The 16,029-nt window shown below is 60.6% G+C and carries 15 protein-coding genes; 9 read left to right on the forward strand and 6 right to left on the reverse strand.

Translation table 11 applies throughout. The annotated features are described in order from the left end of the window. Positions 1-15 precede the first annotated feature (15 nt). Both IB261_RS16900 and IB261_RS16905 read left to right on the forward strand, forming a co-directional pair. The gene (locus IB261_RS16900) at positions 16-927 is read left to right on the forward strand and encodes a recombination directionality factor (RefSeq protein ID WP_151187358.1); all 912 of its coding nucleotides are present in this window, start codon (positions 16-18) and stop codon (positions 925-927) included. 68 nt (positions 928-995) lie between these two features. Then, a complete protein-coding gene (locus IB261_RS16905) occupies positions 996-1,163 on the forward strand; it encodes a carbon storage regulator (protein ID WP_138216850.1) in 168 nt (55 codons plus the stop codon). A gap of 326 nt (positions 1,164-1,489) precedes the next feature. Here IB261_RS16905 and IB261_RS16910 read toward each other — a convergent pair whose 3' ends face one another. Continuing rightward, a complete protein-coding gene (locus IB261_RS16910; RefSeq protein ID WP_138216831.1) occupies positions 1,490-2,074 on the reverse strand; it encodes a CGNR zinc finger domain-containing protein in 585 nt (194 codons plus the stop codon). 131 nt (positions 2,075-2,205) lie between these two features. On the opposite strand from IB261_RS16910, the gene IB261_RS16915 reads away from it, so the two are divergent. From IB261_RS16915 to IB261_RS16940, 6 genes are all read left to right on the forward strand, one after another. Beyond that, positions 2,206-3,087, forward strand: coding sequence for an alpha/beta fold hydrolase (locus IB261_RS16915; protein WP_138216832.1), 882 nt, complete (start codon positions 2,206-2,208; stop codon positions 3,085-3,087). 255 nt (positions 3,088-3,342) lie between these two features. Then, entirely contained in the window at positions 3,343-4,215 is an 873-nt protein-coding gene (locus tag IB261_RS16920) for a MurR/RpiR family transcriptional regulator (RefSeq protein ID WP_192382627.1), read from the forward strand. Positions 4,216-4,392: 177 nt separating this feature from the next. Continuing rightward, the gene (locus IB261_RS16925) at positions 4,393-5,811 is read left to right on the forward strand and encodes an amino acid permease (RefSeq protein ID WP_192382628.1); all 1,419 of its coding nucleotides are present in this window, start codon (positions 4,393-4,395) and stop codon (positions 5,809-5,811) included. Between the two features lie 56 nt (positions 5,812-5,867). Next, positions 5,868-7,205, forward strand: a complete 1,338-nt coding sequence (locus tag IB261_RS16930; RefSeq protein ID WP_043089917.1) for an aspartate aminotransferase family protein — start codon at positions 5,868-5,870, stop codon at positions 7,203-7,205. 14 nt (positions 7,206-7,219) lie between these two features. Continuing rightward, a complete protein-coding gene (locus IB261_RS16935; protein ID WP_192382629.1) occupies positions 7,220-8,521 on the forward strand; it encodes an NAD(P)/FAD-dependent oxidoreductase in 1,302 nt (433 codons plus the stop codon). Continuing rightward, positions 8,514-10,115: an aldehyde dehydrogenase family protein gene (locus IB261_RS16940; protein WP_225606069.1), complete on the forward strand. Its 1,602-nt coding sequence runs from the start codon at positions 8,514-8,516 to the stop codon at positions 10,113-10,115. Before IB261_RS16935 ends, IB261_RS16940 begins: the two co-directional genes overlap by 8 nt. A gap of 222 nt (positions 10,116-10,337) precedes the next feature. Here IB261_RS16940 and IB261_RS16945 read toward each other — a convergent pair whose 3' ends face one another. The 5 genes from IB261_RS16945 to IB261_RS16965 form a co-directional block, all read right to left on the reverse strand. Beyond that, on the reverse strand, positions 10,338-10,850 hold the full coding sequence (locus tag IB261_RS16945) for an SRPBCC family protein (protein WP_192382806.1): 513 nt from the start codon (positions 10,848-10,850) through the stop codon (positions 10,338-10,340). Positions 10,851-10,997: 147 nt separating this feature from the next. Then, the gene (locus IB261_RS16950; RefSeq protein ID WP_192382630.1) at positions 10,998-12,020 is read right to left on the reverse strand and encodes a YncE family protein; all 1,023 of its coding nucleotides are present in this window, start codon (positions 12,018-12,020) and stop codon (positions 10,998-11,000) included. Between the two features lie 24 nt (positions 12,021-12,044). Continuing rightward, positions 12,045-13,142, reverse strand: a complete 1,098-nt coding sequence (locus IB261_RS16955; RefSeq protein WP_192382631.1) for an NADH:flavin oxidoreductase/NADH oxidase — start codon at positions 13,140-13,142, stop codon at positions 12,045-12,047. An 11-nt stretch (positions 13,143-13,153) separates the two neighbouring features. Next, positions 13,154-14,125, reverse strand: a complete 972-nt coding sequence (locus tag IB261_RS16960) for a zinc-binding dehydrogenase (RefSeq protein ID WP_192382632.1) — start codon at positions 14,123-14,125, stop codon at positions 13,154-13,156. Then, on the reverse strand, positions 14,122-14,622 hold the full coding sequence (locus IB261_RS16965) for a lactoylglutathione lyase family protein (protein WP_192382633.1): 501 nt from the start codon (positions 14,620-14,622) through the stop codon (positions 14,122-14,124). The genes IB261_RS16960 and IB261_RS16965 overlap by 4 nt, the downstream gene beginning before the upstream one ends. Positions 14,623-14,718: 96 nt before the next feature. On the opposite strand from IB261_RS16965, the gene IB261_RS16970 reads away from it, so the two are divergent. Further along, positions 14,719-15,606 (forward strand): LysR family transcriptional regulator, encoded by an 888-nt coding sequence (locus IB261_RS16970; RefSeq protein ID WP_138216960.1) that lies wholly within the window; start codon positions 14,719-14,721, stop codon positions 15,604-15,606. The last annotated feature ends 423 nt before the right edge of the window (positions 15,607-16,029 follow it).

Here is a 16,029-nt window from a genome sequence, read left to right on the forward strand (position 1 = left end):
ATTGGAGAACCACCAATGCTCAAAGGCTTGGCTATCACCCCGCCGGTGCTCGGGCGGATTTCCATCGGCAAGGTCGTTGAAAAGAATGGCAAGCGCCTACCAGAGAAGGACGATCAATTCACCATCACCACGCAAGTCCAGTTGCGCGACCACTGGCTGCTTCACCCTCTCGACGACGAGCTTCGGAAGGCTCAAGGCGGCAAGATCCGCAGCATCCCGATTCGTTTGCTGTTCAACTCACCAGATCTGAATTTTCGAGCCGAGTACTGCCTTTTTGATCGGCAGACAGGTCGACCTGTCTGCGTGGGCAACGGAGAGACCTGTAAGCGCCGAGGCAAGGACGGAGTCGAGTCTCTGCCCTGCCCTTCGCCCGATGGTTGCTCGCTGGCGAAAGGTGGCGCCTGCAAGCCCTATGGCCGGCTGAATGTTGCCATCGGTGATGAAGACTCATTGGGCAGCTTTGTATTTCGTACGACGGGCTTCAACAGTATTCGTACTTTGGCTGCTCGACTGCAGTATCTCCAGGCAATCTCCGGCAATCGTTTGGCCTGCCTTCCGCTAGAGCTGCGCCTTCGTGGGAAATCGACACGGCAAAGTCATGGACTGCCGATCTTCTATGTCGACATCACCGTGCGTGACGGCATATCGATGGAGAAAGCGCTGCAGCATGCTCGAGAAATCTATGAGGCACGGCAGGCATCGGGCTTTGATCAGAATGCTCTGGACGCAGCTGCAAGATCGGGATTTGCCAATGGTGCATTCGAGGACAGCGAAGAGGAAGCAGAGGCCATAGTGCAAGAGCTCTTTCATGAAGCTCCAACTGCTGTAAACACATCCCCGTCTACAGCCGACACGTTCCCCAATTCAACCGCTCGTCCCGCGCTATCGGCGCTCCTGCGCGATCGGGCAGAAGCACGCAATCAGTAACTCCCCCATGAAAAAGGCTGGCCTCGAGTTGACCTCGACGCCAGCCTTTATCTACAGGTGTATGAACCATTCTTAACCTCACACGCAGCGTCCGCAAAACCATCCGCACTGGCGATGACATCAAGATCCTGATTCTTCAAATCAGGGGCATCCAAGTATACGTCGGCATTTCCGCACCACCCGAAATCACGGTGCATCGAGAAGAGGTGTATCAACGCATTCGACAGTCGTTCTGACTACTCGAGGAGCTCCTCATGAGCCTGCTGCGGTTCTTAGGCTTACTGTTCATACTGGTCAGCATCTTCGCAGGAACCATTACCGTTGTGGCTTTGGTAATTCTGACAATTCGGTTTTGGCCATTGACGCTGGTGCTTCTACTGACACTCGCCATATTTCAACTAGCGTCCACGCGCATCCTACGTCCTCAAGGCGGCAACCCGCCATAAGCAGGAGCCTTACGGGCTCCTGCGACACTTTCTTTTTTGATTGAGAGGCAGTTTCCGGCCAGAAGCGGACGCCGACTCAAGATTAGCGCCGTCTCGCACGTCGGCCGGATGCAGTGTCAGTCGCCCACGCTCTGACGCCGCTTGCGAAACTCGGCGACCTTATGCCGATTTCCGCACAGCGCCATGCTGCACCAACGGCGTTTATGAGACTTGGTGCGGTCATAGAACATCAGCGAACAATCAGCGCTCTCGCATTTACGCACGAGATTGAAATCACCGTCAGCCAGCAACTCGGCAGCAGCAAATGCCAGTCGCGCCAAGCACTGGCTTACGGCATCAGACTGACGGAAGCGATCCAATACCGGTGCGCCCGCCTCCTCCCAAACCAGCTGTGGCACAGCGCGCAGGAGAAACGCGTTGAGCGCCGCTGGATCCGCCACACGTTTTTCACGCCTGGCTACCAGTAAGACTTCAAAGCATTCACGCAGAGCTCGCAATTGGCCAAGCAATTGCCCGTCGCCTATGGCGGCTTCCCCCTGTAGCTCAATACCGATTCGATCCAGCCACTCCGTCGCGTCGGCGTCACTGCTGAGAAGATCGCGACGCTGTCCGTCGACCATCATCTGAGTATTCAGCAAGTCCAATGCCGGGTGATCGGCGAGCACCAAAGGGATTGGCAGTTCTGTAAGCGCGGCGGTCATGACATTTCTCCAGCGAGTCAGCCGCCAGATTGTAACCCATAAAAATCATTTGACCAGTTACAAAATCTGTGCAAAATGAATCTCAAGTAACCCGTAAAACCAACATTAATCAGTTACAAGGGGATTCAGCCATGATCACTTCACAGCACATCCAAGTTGCCTATAAGTCCGTCGAAGCTGATGGAATCAAGGTGTTCTACCGTGAGGCGGGTGCTCCGGACGCACCGGTACTGTTGCTTCTGCACGGTTTTCCCAGCTCCTCCCACCAATTCCGTGACCTGATGCCGCTACTGGCGGACAAGTACCGCCTGATCGCGCCGGATCTGCCCGGCTTTGGCTTCACCGAGGTGCCGTCCGAGCGCAACTACCGCTACACCTTCGACGCAATCGGAGAGACGATCCGTCAGTTTGTCGATGCGCTGGATCTGAAGCGTTACGCGATGTACTTCTTCGACTACGGCGCGCCTACCGGGCTGCGGTTGGCGCTGGCATATCCGGAGCGCGTGAGCGCGATCATTTCTCAGAACGGCAATGCCTACCTCGAAGGCCTGGGGGACGCTTGGGCGCCAATTCGTCAGTACTGGGCCGATCCGTCGCCAGCCAATCGTCAAGTGATCAACGATGCCATCCTGCATCTGGAAGGCACTCGGTGGCAGTACGTGGAAGGTGTAAGCAATCCGGATCTCATAGCGCCCGAGGCGTACTACCTGGATGCGCTACTGCTGGAGCGTCCAGGCAATAAGGACATTCAGCTTGATCTGTTCTACGACTATCAGAACAACCTGAAGCTCTACCCGGCGTTTCAGCAGTTCTTCCGAGACACCCAAGTGCCAACGCTGGCGATCTGGGGCAAGGGCGACCCGTTCTTCATTCCGCCAGGCGCCGAAGCCTACAAGCGGGACAATTCGAATGCAGTGGTCGAGTTGCTGGATACCGGACACTTTGCGCTGGAGACTCACGTAGAACATATTGCTCGGCGTATCGTTGAAGTACTGGGCGACCACATCAACTGAGAAAATGACTGCCGGCGTGGAGCAACCTTCGCGTCGGCCGTCGTTGTTTTGGGTCGGTAGTGGTTTGGGCCGAAGGCAGCAATCGTCCAAATTCGGTTTCGTTGGAACGTCCGCTATGGGTCGGTAGCTGCCTCTCGCAGAGGGCCGGAGCCGAGAGCGAACCCGCCCCCATAGCTCGCACAGAAATGAATGATCCACTTGTTTCATCCAAATCCATTACAGTTCCCATCCAAGGTAAAACCACCTGGATACTGAATGGACAAGCAAAAGATCGAGAAGCTGATCGAAGCGGAGTTCGACTCGCTGCCGCGAGTGCTACAGCAAGCCGCCAGATTCGTCATCACCAACCCCACGGAAGTGGCGCTCGACTCCATGCGTGGGGTGGCGCGCAAAGCCGGCGTTCAGCCCGCTGCCATGCTGCGACTGGCGCGGCATCTGAAGTTCGAAAACTACGAAGTGTTCCGCGAGCATTTCCGCAGCTGGCTGGCCGATCGCGATTCGCCCCTGACCGACCGCGCCAAGGCCTTGCGCCAGGGGCCGCACGGTGACGCCAATGCAGAGTTGGTGAGCCTGTGGCTCGACGCCGAGTCGCACAACCTCGTCCAGACCCTGGGAGCCGAGCGGCACCCGTCCATCGCCGAGGCGCTGCTGCTCCTGCAACAGGCGCGGCGCATCTATGTCATGGGCCTGCGCAGCCTGTTCTCGGCGGCGTTCTACTTCAACTACACCTGCAGCATGTTCATGGACAACGTCACCATGGTGACGAGCATCGGCGGCACCTTCGCCGATGAACTGCGGCGCATCGACGACCAGGACGTACTGCTGGTATTCAGCTACCACCCCTATACCCAGGACTCGCTGAAGGCGATCACCTTCGCCACCGAGCGCGGGGCGAAGATCATCACCGTCACCGACAGCCCCTTGGCGCCGACGGCACCCGCGGCAAGCTGCGTACTGCTGGCCCCCAACACCACTCCTTCCCTGCTTCCCTCTGTGTTACCAGCCCTGGCGGTTTCGCAGACTCTGGCTGCTCTGCTGATTGCCAACAGCGCAGAAACCAGCATGCAGGAAGTCGCGAACAGCGATGCCCAACTGCGCCATTTCAACGTCTATGTGAAAGAGCGCTGAGGCCTCTCGGCGCGCCCCGTAGGCACTCCGCCGACCGTTTGCAACATTCGTTTCAAAACGTAGTTGACGCTCCCTTCAATGAGCCTTATGCTCGCCTCGAAATGAAACACTTGTTGCACTAAAAATAGAAAATGAAACACTTGATCTGCCAACAATAACTCCAACGAGGCCCCGGAAATGAGTGATTCCACCCCCTCTGTAGCCCATAAGGGCGAGGCCAAGCTGAGTCGTGCGCTCAAGCAACGCCACGTAACCATGATCTCGCTGGGCGGGATCATCGGCGCAGGCCTGTTCGTAGGCAGCAGCGCCGTCATCACCACCATTGGCCCAGCCGCTGTGCTCAGCTACGCGCTGGCCGGCCTGGTCGTCCTGCTGGTCATGCGCATGCTCGGCGAGATGGCTATTGCGATTCCCGGCATCGGTGCCTTCACCGAATACAACCGCGTCGGCCTGGGCGACTGGGCAGGTTTCACCTCCGGCTGGCTGTACTGGTACTTCTGGGTGATCGTGGTTGCCGTAGAAGTAGTCGTAGGCGCCGGCATGCTCCATCGCTGGATCCCCGTACCCGAATGGATCATCGGCATAGTGCTGCTAAGCACCATGACCGTAGTGAACCTGCTTTCGGTGCGCTCCTATGGCGAGTTCGAATACTGGTTCGCCTCGCTCAAGGTCGCCGCGATCATCGTCTTCATCGTCGTCGCTGCCTCCTACGCGCTGGGCATCACGTCCCCTGCCCCAACCTTCGGCAATATCGTCGACCACGGTGGCTTCATGCCCTTCGGGTTCCAGGCCGTCATCGCCGGAGTGCCCATGGTGATCTTCGCCATCTGCGGTGCCGAGATCGCCACCATTGCAGCGGCAGAGTCGGACGAGCCGGCTCGCGGCGTCGCCAGCATGACTCGCTCGGTCATCGTGCGCGTACTGACCTTCTATGTCGGTTCGATCCTGCTGATTGTCTGTGTCGTGCCCTGGGACACCTTGAAAGCGGGCCACTCCCCATTCGTGGCGGCCATGGATCTGATGAACATTCCGTACGCCGGCGACATGATGAACGCCGTGGTGCTGATTGCTGTCCTCAGTTGCCTGAACTCGGGGCTGTATGTCGCCTCCCGCGTGCTGTTCAGTCTCGGGCAGCGTGGTGAAGCGCCTGCCGGCATGCTCAAGCTGTCGAAGAATCGCGTACCGCAACGCGCCATTCTGTTCAGCAGCGTTATCGGCTTCGTGGCAGTGCTCAGCTCCATCGTTTCTTCCGAGGGAGTGTTCCTCTGGCTGGTGAACGCCTCGGGCGCAATCATGCTGTTCATCTACCTGCTCATCGCCGCTGCACAACTGCGCATCCGCACGCGCTTCGAGCGGGAAGCACCCCAGGCGCTCAGCCTGCGCATGTGGCTGTTCCCCTGGCTTACCTACGCCGTTATCGCAGCGATCTCCGCGATGCTCATTGCGATGGCGCTACGTCCTGAGTTCCAGACCCAGTTCGTCGCCTCCGTTGTTCTGCTTGCAGTCGTGCTGGCCATCTACAAGCTGCGCAAGACCGCCAGCTCCGGCTCGGCAGCGCACCTCGACCAGATCCTTCGCGCCCGTCGCGCCAACTGACGTCACCGTCATCATGCGAGCCGCCCAGCGGCGGCTCGCTCACGCTGGAGATACGCATGAACTACCCCGATGACGCCCCCGCCTCTCAACAGATCTATGCGCGTGCCCGTCATGTGCTTCCCGGGGGCAACACCCGCACAACGGTCTACATGAAGCCGTTCCCGCTCTATGCAGTTCGCGGTGAAGGTTGCAGGGTCTGGGATGCCGATGGCGCCGAGCGGATTGACTGCATCAACAACTTCACTGCGATGATCCATGGCTACTGCCACCCGAAAGTGGACGAGGCTGTACGCGAGCAACTTGCTCTGGGCACCTGCTTCGGCATGCCCACAGAGAGTGAGATCGAGCTGGCCGAAATCCTCTGTGAACGCCTCGCCGGCGTAGACCAGGTACGCTTCACCAACTCCGGTACCGAAGCCGTGATGATGGCGCTCAAGGCCGCACGAGCCTTCACCGGCAGAGAGAAAATCGCCAAGGTCGAAGGTGCCTATCACGGCTCTTACGACTACGCAGAGGTGAGCCTGGATTCCGCGCCCGCGAACTGGGGCGACTCGGCACCGACCTCCACGCCCTATGCCAAAGGCACTCCCACCGGCGTGCTCGATGACGTGGTGGTGCTGCCGTTCAACAACATCGAACTCACCGAGCGTCTTCTGCGCGAGCAAGCCGGCCAATTGGCCGCCGTGCTCGTTGACCCGATGCCCAACCGTGCCGGCCTCGTACCGGCTACTGCCGAGTACATGGCATGCTTGGCTCGCGTAGCTAAGGAAACGGGCACTCTGCTGATCTTCGACGAGGTGATCAGCCTGCGTCTGGGCTACCACGGCGCCCAGGGTATCTGGGGCGTGAAACCCGACCTCACCACCATGGGCAAGATCATCGGTGGCGGTTACCCCATCGGTGCCGTGGGTGGTCGTGAAGAAGTAATGGCCGTGTTCGATCCCACCTCGGGCAAGCCAGCGCTCCCTCACGGCGGCACCTTCTCCGCCAACCCCATCAGCATGCGAGCGGGCATCGCCAGCCTGCGTCTGCTCGACAAGCCTGCCTTCGAGCGCCTTGAAGCTATCGGCAATCGAGTTCGCCAGGGTATCGATGCCGCTTTCGAGCGCCTGGGCATTCCAGGACGCACCACCGGTCGCGGTTCATTGCTGAAGGTTCACTTCACCAACAACGCGGTGGTGGATTACCGCAGCGCCTACCAGAACGCAGATACCGCCAAGCTGCTGGCCACCTTCAATCTTGGCTTGCTCAACCGAGGCGTCCTGGCAGCCAGCTATGGTCTGATGGCGCTCTCGACCAGCATGTCGGACGCTGACATCGATCAGGTGATTGCCGCGGCCGAAGGTGCCTTGCACGACGTCGTACAGAGCCTGGAAACGGCCCAAGCAGTTTGAGAGGTACTTCCAAGATGAATCAACCCATCAACAGCAGCCCGTACTGGTGGGAGGCAGCACCACTCGCCAGGGACGCTGGCGAGCAGTTGCCGAATTACAGCGACGTGGTGATCGTGGGCGCCGGCATCACGGCTATGTGCGCAGCCATCCCTCTCCTCCGAGCAGGGCGCAGCGTGACCATCGTCGACGCCGGAGAGATCGGCAGCGGTGCCAGCACTCGTAATGCCGGATACGTATCGCGCTCCTTCAAGCACAGCTTCGGCGACCTTGAACGCAAGCACGGCCAGGACTACGCCATCCAGTTGCACCGGGAGCTGCAGCAGTCCGTGGACTCCGTACGTCACATGGTGCAGAGCGAATCGATCGACTGTGATCTGCAGATGATCGGACGCTTCATGCCAGCCCCAACTGCAGCAGCCTATGAAGCCCTGGCGAATGACCTGGATACCCAGCGTCGGCACCTGGGCTTCGAGTTCGAGATGATTCCCCGTGAGCGAGTCCGAAACGAGCTCGCCACGGACATCTATCAAGGTGGAGCCCTGCTACCCGACCTGGGTGGACTGCACCCAGGCAAGTACCACGCAGGGCTTCTGGCCAGCGCACTGAAATCAGGCGCGACGGTGATCCCCAATACCCACGTCAGCAACCTTCAACCGCAAGGCGATGGCCAGGTACGAGTGGAGACATCGCGTGGCGAAATCATGGCCAGGGACGTGGTCGTGGCCACCAATGGCTACACCGACACGCTGCTCCCCTGGCTGCGTCGTCGCATCATTCCATTCGACGCACACATGATCTCCACCGAGGTCCTGTCCCCGCAGTTGGTGAAGCGAATCATCCCCAATGGTCGGGTATGCATCGACACCAACCACAACCCGTTCTTCGTGCGCCAATCGCCGGATGGCACCCGCCTACTATTCGGCGCCCTCACGGGCGAGCAGCCCGATACCCCTGAGCAGAAGGGCGAGCGCTTGCGCGCGTTGCTGTGCCGCCTGCTACCCGACCTGGGCCAGGTAGCCATCGAGCATTCCTGGACTGGCCGCTGCAGCGGAACCTTTGACCTGTACCCGCACCTGGGTACTCATCAGGGCATCCACTACTCGCTGGGCTACTGCTTCGTAGGTGTACCGATGGGCACCTACCTGGGCGGCAAGATCGCCGCCGGCATTCTCGATCGCGCGGACGCATTCACGGTCTTCCGTGATCGCAACTTCCCCAGCCTTCCCCTTTACAGCGAGAAGCCGTGGTTCCTGCCGGCAGTATTCGGCTACTACCGCTTCCTCGATCGACGCACACCTGCCGGCGCTCTTGCGTGAGCCCTCTTTTGACCAACGGAGTATTCCAATGACAACCCAATTCCCGCGCGTCACTTACGCCACTCAGGGCGAAGACCTATCAGCACTGCATGATTTTCTGGACAAGGAAATCCCGGCGTTTCGCGCCAAATGGCTGGGCCGTCACTGGCCCAATCTGATCGATGGCCAAGCAAGCGAACAAGGCACCAAGTATTCGGCTTTCAGCCCGATCGACAACGAGACACTGCTAGGTACCTTCGTATCCGCCGATACAATTGCCGTTGACCGCGCTGTCCAGGCCGCTCGCAAGCAGTTCAAGACCTGGGGCCGCACACCCTGGCAGGAGCGAGTAAAAGCCCTCCAAGGCTGGGTGGAAGTACTGCGTCGTCGCAAATACGACATCGCCATCGCTTGCTTGCTGGAGATCGGTAAGTCGCGTATCGAAGCACTGGGCGAAGCCGATGAAGTTCTCGACATGGTCGAGTATTACTGTGGCGAGTACGAGCGTAACAACGGCTACCTGCAGCCCCTGCGCCGCGAATTCCCCACCGAGGAAACCAGCACCCGCCTGCGCCCGATCGGTGTGTTCGGGGTCATCGCGCCGTTCAACTTCCCGTTGGTGCTGTCTGTGAACCTGGTCACCGGCGCCCTGCTAGGCGGCAACACAGTAGTGTTCAAACCCTCGCCCAACTGCGGCATCACCGCCAACCTGCTGGTCGACACTCTGCGTGAAGCGGACCTGGGGCATCTGATCCATCTGCTCGCCGGCCACGACGAATGCGGCAAGGCACTGGTCGCCCATCCCGAGATCGATGGCATCGCCTTCACCGGCTCCTACGCCACCGGCATGGCGATTCATCGTGAGCTGGCCAAAGCACCCTATTCCAAGCCGCTGATCGCCGAGATGGGTGGCAAAAACCCCGCTTACGTCTGTGCCAGCGCGAACCTGCAACACGCAGCCCGAGGCGTGGCGCGCTCTGCGTTCGGTTTACAGGGCCAGAAGTGCAGCGCCTGCTCGGTGGTCTACGTCGACAGCAAGGTGAAGGATGAATTCGTCCAGGCACTGATCGCCGAAGCCCGCCAGGTCGCCATCGGCGACCCGCAGACCCGCGACGCCTGGATGGGCCCGCTCTACGATTCGGCAGCCATCGAGCGCTTCCTCGACGCCGTTCAAACTGCGCGGCGCGACGGTGCCGTGCTTTACGGCGGTACCCGTGTCGAGAACGCTCCCTACGCCCAAGGCCATTACGTGCTTCCGGCAGTGGTTGAGCTGCCGAAAGACCATCCCCTAGTTCGTGTCGAGCTGTTCGCCCCGTTCGTAGCAATCCGTTCGGTGGATGGCCTGGAAGCAGCGCTGGTTGAAGGCAATGCGGTTAACTATGGTCTCGCGGCAGGCGTCTACACCACTGAAGAAGCTGAGCTGCAGTACTTCCTGGAACATGCGGAAGCCGGCGCCCTCTATGCCAACCGTCCCAGCGGTGCGACCACGGGCGCCTGGCCTGGCGTGCAAAGCTTCTGTGGCTGGAAGGGGTCGGGCATGAGCCACAAAGGCGGCCTGGGCCCGAACTACCTGCCGCAGTACATGCGCGAGCAGAGCCACACGATTCTTCGCTAAGCCCTCCCTTCACACCCAGGAAAGCCCCGGTTTCTGCCGGGGCGTTTTCATTTCTGGACTGTTTTAGACTTTCGAGCACTGCGCACCACTGCGTCTTCGGTACCCGTAACTGATTCGATACGGCCGCTGACCAACGGCAGCAATCGGCCAGAAGCGGGCACTGAACCAGATGTCCGCCCGTCTGACCATGTTGCTTATCTCAACTTTGCCCTTTCAACCGACTTAACTGCTCTGTTCGTTGCTAGCGGCTATGACAAGGCCATCCAGCCAATCCTGGTGGCCGTTAATCATAGGGTTGGGCTTAGTCCGGTGCAGTTCCTCAGCCGGCTTACCCTTCTGTGTTTCTTGGGTGAGGATGCGCACGCGACCGCCTTCGAGGTCTTCCACCAGCCAGGCATGATGAACGTCCAGGCGCGTCTCGCCTTCTCCCGCCCAGCCGTGCCAGGCAACCCGCCCTGGCCGGCCGTTCGCCGGCGGGACGTACTCGTTACACTGCGCCTCGACAGGGAAGCCGAAGGTCTCGAAGTAGAAGCGCACACCATCCGCCAGTTCGGGGCCCTTGTCGTCGTAGAAGCGCACATTGGCGGAGTTGGCGTAATAGCTAGGCCAGCGCGACGGTACGCTGAGCAGCGGCCAGATGTCCTGAGCGCTGAGGCCGGCGACTATCGCCTCGTTGGAGGCGAAATTTTCGGTGAAGCCGGGGACGAATCCTTCCGGCCAATGGATCGAATTCATGGTCACGCTTTTGCTCCTATGAGGATTGAACCGCCGGGGATGGGTAGCTCATGGCAAAAGGATGACGACACCCAGCCATTAGCACCAATGATCACTTCTAACACCAGGCATAGTCATTACTAATACCCGCTGCGAATCAGCCGGGTTTCAACGCCGGGCTATCCCGACACCGTCAGGGCGTCCGACAGGGATGCGTCCTACCTCTTCTTGACTTGCCAGATCAATCACCGAAACCACGCTGTCGGGCGTACAGGAAACGAACGCGCGTCCTGTCGCTGCATCGATGAAGATTCCGGCGCCGCGCCCGATTTGCAGACGCTTGAGCGGCTTGCGAGTGGCGCTGTCATAGAACACCAGCGCGCCGGTTTTCACACTGACCACCAATACCTGCTTGCCATCGGGTGTGAACTTCAATCGATGGGCACCGTCCAGCCCGGTAGAAATCTGTGACGTTAGCCTTTCCGCCTGCACATCGACGATAGACAAGATGCCGCCGGGCGTAACAGTCCAAAGCTCCCGACCATCGGGAGAGACGTCGAATCCTTCGGCGCCCTTGCCCACCGACACCAAGGTCTGCACCCAGTCCAGCCGCGGCTTTGCCGCTGGCGGTAGGACTCCTGTTGGCGGCATGGCCGGCGCTACCATGCGCTGCTCGAGCAGGCTGACCGTACCGGAACCGACGTTGGTGGCGTACATATGCTTAGCGTCCGGACTCACGTACAACATGTGCGTCGTGTCTTGTCCTGTGCCCATGACCCAGTCCACGCGTCCCTGCGCCGGATCGAAGCGCCCCACGGCCTTTGAGCCCTGAGCGGTGAACCAGAGCTTTCCGCCCACGTAGGCCAGTCCATGCGGGCCGATCAGCGGCAAGGTGCTGATCGGCGTCTGGGCGACGGCATGAGCCAGGTCGATCACATCGATTTCGTGGAAGGCCCCGTACCCCGGATTGGAAACGTAGGCCACACGCCCATCAGTCGTGACTTCCACTTCGTGCGGGTCAGGCCCTAGCGCAACCTGCGCGATCAGCTCGAAGTTGAGTGGATCACGGAGCTGGAGCTGGTGGTCGGTCTTGGAGGCAATCAGCAGCAACTGCTTAGGCGTTTCCGCTGCCATGGCGGCGACAGGTAGCACCACCAGCAGAGCCGACAGCAGTAGTTCACTCAGCTTCATCGAGCGCATCTCCTGGGGTGTATTTCAGCGGCTCTGGTAGCGTTCCAGCCAGTGTGCATATGGCGCCGGTAACACCCACGTTGGCCGCTCGATCTCCAACGCCTGCGCCGCACGCAACGGCCAATGCGGATCTGCCAGGTGCATGCGCCCCACCATTACCAAGTCCATCTGCTCTTGAGCGACGACGCGCTCGGCATCCGCCGGCCGCTCGATGCCCCAGGACGATGCTACGGGAAGCCGCGCTTCACGGCGCACGCGCTCGGCAATCGGGGCGAGGAAGGCCGGCCCCCAAGGGATGTCGGTCTGCGGGATGGAGAAGCCGACGCTGACATTGAGCAGGTCTAGACCTTCATCGCGCATCAGGCGGGTCAGCTCGATGGATTCGGCGAGGGTCTGCTCGTCTCGGCCGTCGAACTCGATGACTCCGAACCGTGCGGTCAGCGGCAGGTATTCGGGCCAGACCTTGCGTACCGCACGCAGGGTTTCCAAGAGGAAGCGGCTGCGTCCAGCGAATTCCCCGCCGTATTCGTCATTGCGCTGGTTGGCGTGGACGCTGAAGAAGCTTTGCGCCAGGTAACCGTGGGCGAAATGCAACTCCAGCCATTCGAAGCCGGCGTCACGGGCCCGCCGTGCAGCGGCAACGAAATCGCGCTGGACGCGCTCGATGTCTTCCCTGGTCATGGTGCGCGGCACTTTCGGCAGATTAGCGCCGAAGGCCAAAGCAGACGGTGCGATAGTCTGCCAGCCGCTGGGGTCGCCTTCGGTGATGTGATCGTCGCCTTCCCAAGGTCGGTGTGCGCTGGCTTTTCGTCCCGCGTGGGCAATCTGGATGCCCGGCACTGCGCCAGCGGCCTTGATCGAGGCGGCGATCTGCGCCATGCCCTCGGCCTGCTGATCATTCCACAGGCCGGTGCAGGCTGGTGTGATGCGTCCTTCGGGCGACACCGCGGTCGCCTCGACAATTACCAGTCCGGCGCCGCCTCGGGCTAGACCGGCGTAGTGGGCTGGGTGCCAGTCATTGGTGAAACCGTTGCGGGCCATGTATTGACACATGGGCGGTACGGCGATGCGGTTGCGCAGCTCGACGTCTTTGAGGCGGAACGGAGAGAACAGGGCGGACATGGACTTCTCGCTCAGAAAAGAATGACAGGTTTGCCGGAGAAACTGCGCTGCCGCAGGTCTGCAAGGCGCTCGGGCAACGATTCGAATTCGCCGATGACCAGCGGTTCGGTTTGCAGTTGTCCCTCGGCGGCGGCCAGCAGCAATCGCTCACCGGCGGCTACCAGGCGCGCCCAGTCGACGTCGTCGCCGTGCCGGTGTAGTGCTCCCAGGGCCACCTCATGCATCGATCGCGCGCGACCGAATGGCGGGTTAGGCCAATCGCTGACGCGCCCCTGGATGCACAGCAGATGGCCATTGGCGCGCAGAGCTGGCGCCAATCGCTGCGCATGGTCGTTGCCGATGCAGTCGATCAAGGCATGGAATCGCTCACCGGCGGCCCAGACTTCGTCATCGGCCAGCGGGCCGGGTAGCACCTGGGCGGCGCCCAACCGCTGCAGCCGCTGCCAGTGTCGCGAATGGCACATGACGCTGACCTGCACACCGCGTTCGCTGGCGAACTGCACCAGGTACTGGCCGACGGCGCCGCCGGCCCCGCTGATTAGCAGAAGGTCATCTTCGTGCAGCGGCAGCTTGTCGAGGGCCTGCCAGGCGGTCAGTGCCGGGCAAGGAAAGCCGGCGGCACGGGCGAAATCCAGCGCATCCGGCAGACACATCAGCACTCGCGCGGCAACGGGCGTGTGCTCGGCAAAACTACCCGGCTTGTTCAGATCCTGGTGATAGGCCACGCGCCGCCCCAGCCAGTCTTCATCGATACCCTGACCGACCGCTATTACGGTGCCAGCGCCATCAACGCCGGGGATTTTCCCCGGCTGCCAATCCACCAGCTCACCGCCTAGAACCTTCCAATCCACGGGGTTCAGGCCGATGGCAGCATTGCGCACCAGCACTTCACCCGGCGCGGGATCGGGCAACGCGCGGCTTTGCAACTGCAACTGCTGCGCCTGGGCACCGCCTTGCCAAGTCCAGGCCCGGGATGAACTCATTGGTAGGCCCCAGCCGAATAGGTCAGCTCGTAGCTGTGGCTGTATATCTCTAGGATGTTGCCGAAGGGGTCTTCCATGTAAACCATGCGGAAGGGCTTCTCGCCAGGGAAGTACTCACGCACCGGCATTCGCTGCTTGCCGCCGGCGGCGACGATGCGGGCGGCCAAGCCCTCGACGTCCGGATCCTGCACGCAGAAATGGAAGACACCGGTCTTCCAGTACTCGAAGTTGTTCTGCGGGCGCTCGGCATTGGGAAACTGAAATATCTCCACGCCAACGCGGTCACCAGTGGACAGGTGGGCGATGCGGAACGAGCCCCAGCCAGCGCCGAACACATCGGTGCACATCACGCCGATGGCGGAGTCGTCTTCGCTGATGGTGGTGGGCGGCATGATCAAGTACCAACCCAGGACTTGGGTGTAGAACTCGACGGCGGCGCCCAGGTCGGTGACGGCCAGGCCGATGTGGGAAAAGCTGCGGGGATAGGTGGCGCTCATGGCTCAGGCCTCGATGATACGGATGTATCACCAGCCTAGGGACGAACCGCTATAATGAAAACAACGCAGATGTTATTGAACCAATAAGAGATCGTTATGCTTAATCCCCAGTGGCTGCGCACTTTTTCCACTCTGGCTGAGGTCGGCAGCTTCACGCGCAGCGCCGACCGCCTAGACCTCACCCAGGCCGCCGTCAGCCAGCACATCCGCCACCTGGAAGAACAACTCGGCCCTTTGTTGATCCGCCGGCCGCGCCTGCTGGAATTGACGCCTGCCGGTCAGGCACTGCTGCGTTACTGCGCCGAGGTGAACCAGGCAGATCGCCGCCTACGCCAAGAGCTGGAAGGCGCCGATGCCGAACACGGAGAAATCGCTCTGATCAGCCCCGGCAGCATCGGCCTGTTCCTCTATCCGCTGCTACTGGAGATGCAGAAGGCCACGCCTGGGCTGGTCGTGCGCCACCGTTTCGCGCCTGACAGCGAGGTGCTGAGCGCTGTGCTGGAAAACCACTATGAACTGGGCCTGCTCAGCTTCAAGCCTGACGACCCGCGCCTGAGCGCGAGGCTATTTGCCGAGGAACCGCTGGAACTGGTGGTGCCGGCGGGAATCGAGGTGCACGACTGGCAAAGCCTGGAGCGCTTGGGTTTCATCGACCACCCCGACGGCCAGGCCATGGCTGGCCGCCTGCTGAGCCGCCGTTTCCCCGGCAACCCTGGGCTCCGTAATCTGCCGCTGCACGGCTTCAGCAACCAGATCGGGCTGATCCTCGAGCCGGTCGCCCGCGGCCTCGGCTTCACCGTCTTGCCGCGCTACGCCCGACAGGCATTCGTCCGGCAGGCCGAGATCGCCGTAATGGAATGTGGCGCCCCGGTGGTGGACAAACTCTGGCTGATCCATCGAGCGGAGTGGCCTCTCTCACGGCGGGCAGCTAAATCGATCGAAAGACTCACTCTTCATATTTCCTCGCTTACTCGGCCGAGTTGAAGCAGTTAGCACCTCTCAATCGCATTAATTATCGGCTGGAACCGCAAACGAGGCGTGGAAGCTTTGCCGTCTATGCCTGCTATTGGTCGGCAGGTGCCCATCACCGTTGGCCGCAAGCGGTCAGAAGCAGCAATCATCCAATTCCACATGCATTTAGAGGCTGGATGAACTCGACCCACATGGCCGTGGGCACTACGGCGCCGCCGTCTGAGATCGGCCAGTAGCAGACATCAAAGCCGATAGCTGCCTTCTCAAGGGCGCCGTACTTATTGGCAGGCGACGTACGGGCTGTCAAAAAGGGCAATTTGCCAGCACGAAAAGCGAACCTGTGAAGCGTGTCACAAAGTTGCCGACAACAATGTACTGATGTACCAAATCAGAAATACTTCAGCTCAAACCATCAGGAGCTTGGCGAGGCCAAGC

It is taken from the genome of Pseudomonas sp. PDM20, assembly GCF_014852575.3.
Classification (GTDB): domain Bacteria; phylum Pseudomonadota; class Gammaproteobacteria; order Pseudomonadales; family Pseudomonadaceae; genus Pseudomonas.

Coding starts and splice junctions, on each gene's coding strand:
- IB261_RS16950 (WP_192382630.1), bottom strand. CDS start 12,020: ATGAAGCTGAGTGAACTACTGCTGTCGGCTCTGCTGGTGGTGCTACCT.
- IB261_RS16945 (WP_192382806.1), bottom strand. CDS start 10,850: ATGAATTCGATCCATTGGCCGGAAGGATTCGTCCCCGGCTTCACCGAA.
- IB261_RS16910 (WP_138216831.1), bottom strand. CDS start 2,074: ATGACCGCCGCGCTTACAGAACTGCCAATCCCTTTGGTGCTCGCCGAT.
- IB261_RS16970 (WP_138216960.1), top strand. CDS start 14,719: ATGCTTAATCCCCAGTGGCTGCGCACTTTTTCCACTCTGGCTGAGGTC.
- IB261_RS16930 (WP_043089917.1), top strand. CDS start 5,868: ATGAACTACCCCGATGACGCCCCCGCCTCTCAACAGATCTATGCGCGT.
- IB261_RS16960 (WP_192382632.1), bottom strand. CDS start 14,125: ATGAGTTCATCCCGGGCCTGGACTTGGCAAGGCGGTGCCCAGGCGCAG.
- IB261_RS16925 (WP_192382628.1), top strand. CDS start 4,393: ATGAGTGATTCCACCCCCTCTGTAGCCCATAAGGGCGAGGCCAAGCTG.
- IB261_RS16915 (WP_138216832.1), top strand. CDS start 2,206: ATGATCACTTCACAGCACATCCAAGTTGCCTATAAGTCCGTCGAAGCT.
- IB261_RS16955 (WP_192382631.1), bottom strand. CDS start 13,142: ATGTCCGCCCTGTTCTCTCCGTTCCGCCTCAAAGACGTCGAGCTGCGC.
- IB261_RS16935 (WP_192382629.1), top strand. CDS start 7,220: ATGAATCAACCCATCAACAGCAGCCCGTACTGGTGGGAGGCAGCACCA.
- IB261_RS16920 (WP_192382627.1), top strand. CDS start 3,343: ATGGACAAGCAAAAGATCGAGAAGCTGATCGAAGCGGAGTTCGACTCG.
- IB261_RS16965 (WP_192382633.1), bottom strand. CDS start 14,622: ATGAGCGCCACCTATCCCCGCAGCTTTTCCCACATCGGCCTGGCCGTC.
- IB261_RS16900 (WP_151187358.1), top strand. CDS start 16: ATGCTCAAAGGCTTGGCTATCACCCCGCCGGTGCTCGGGCGGATTTCC.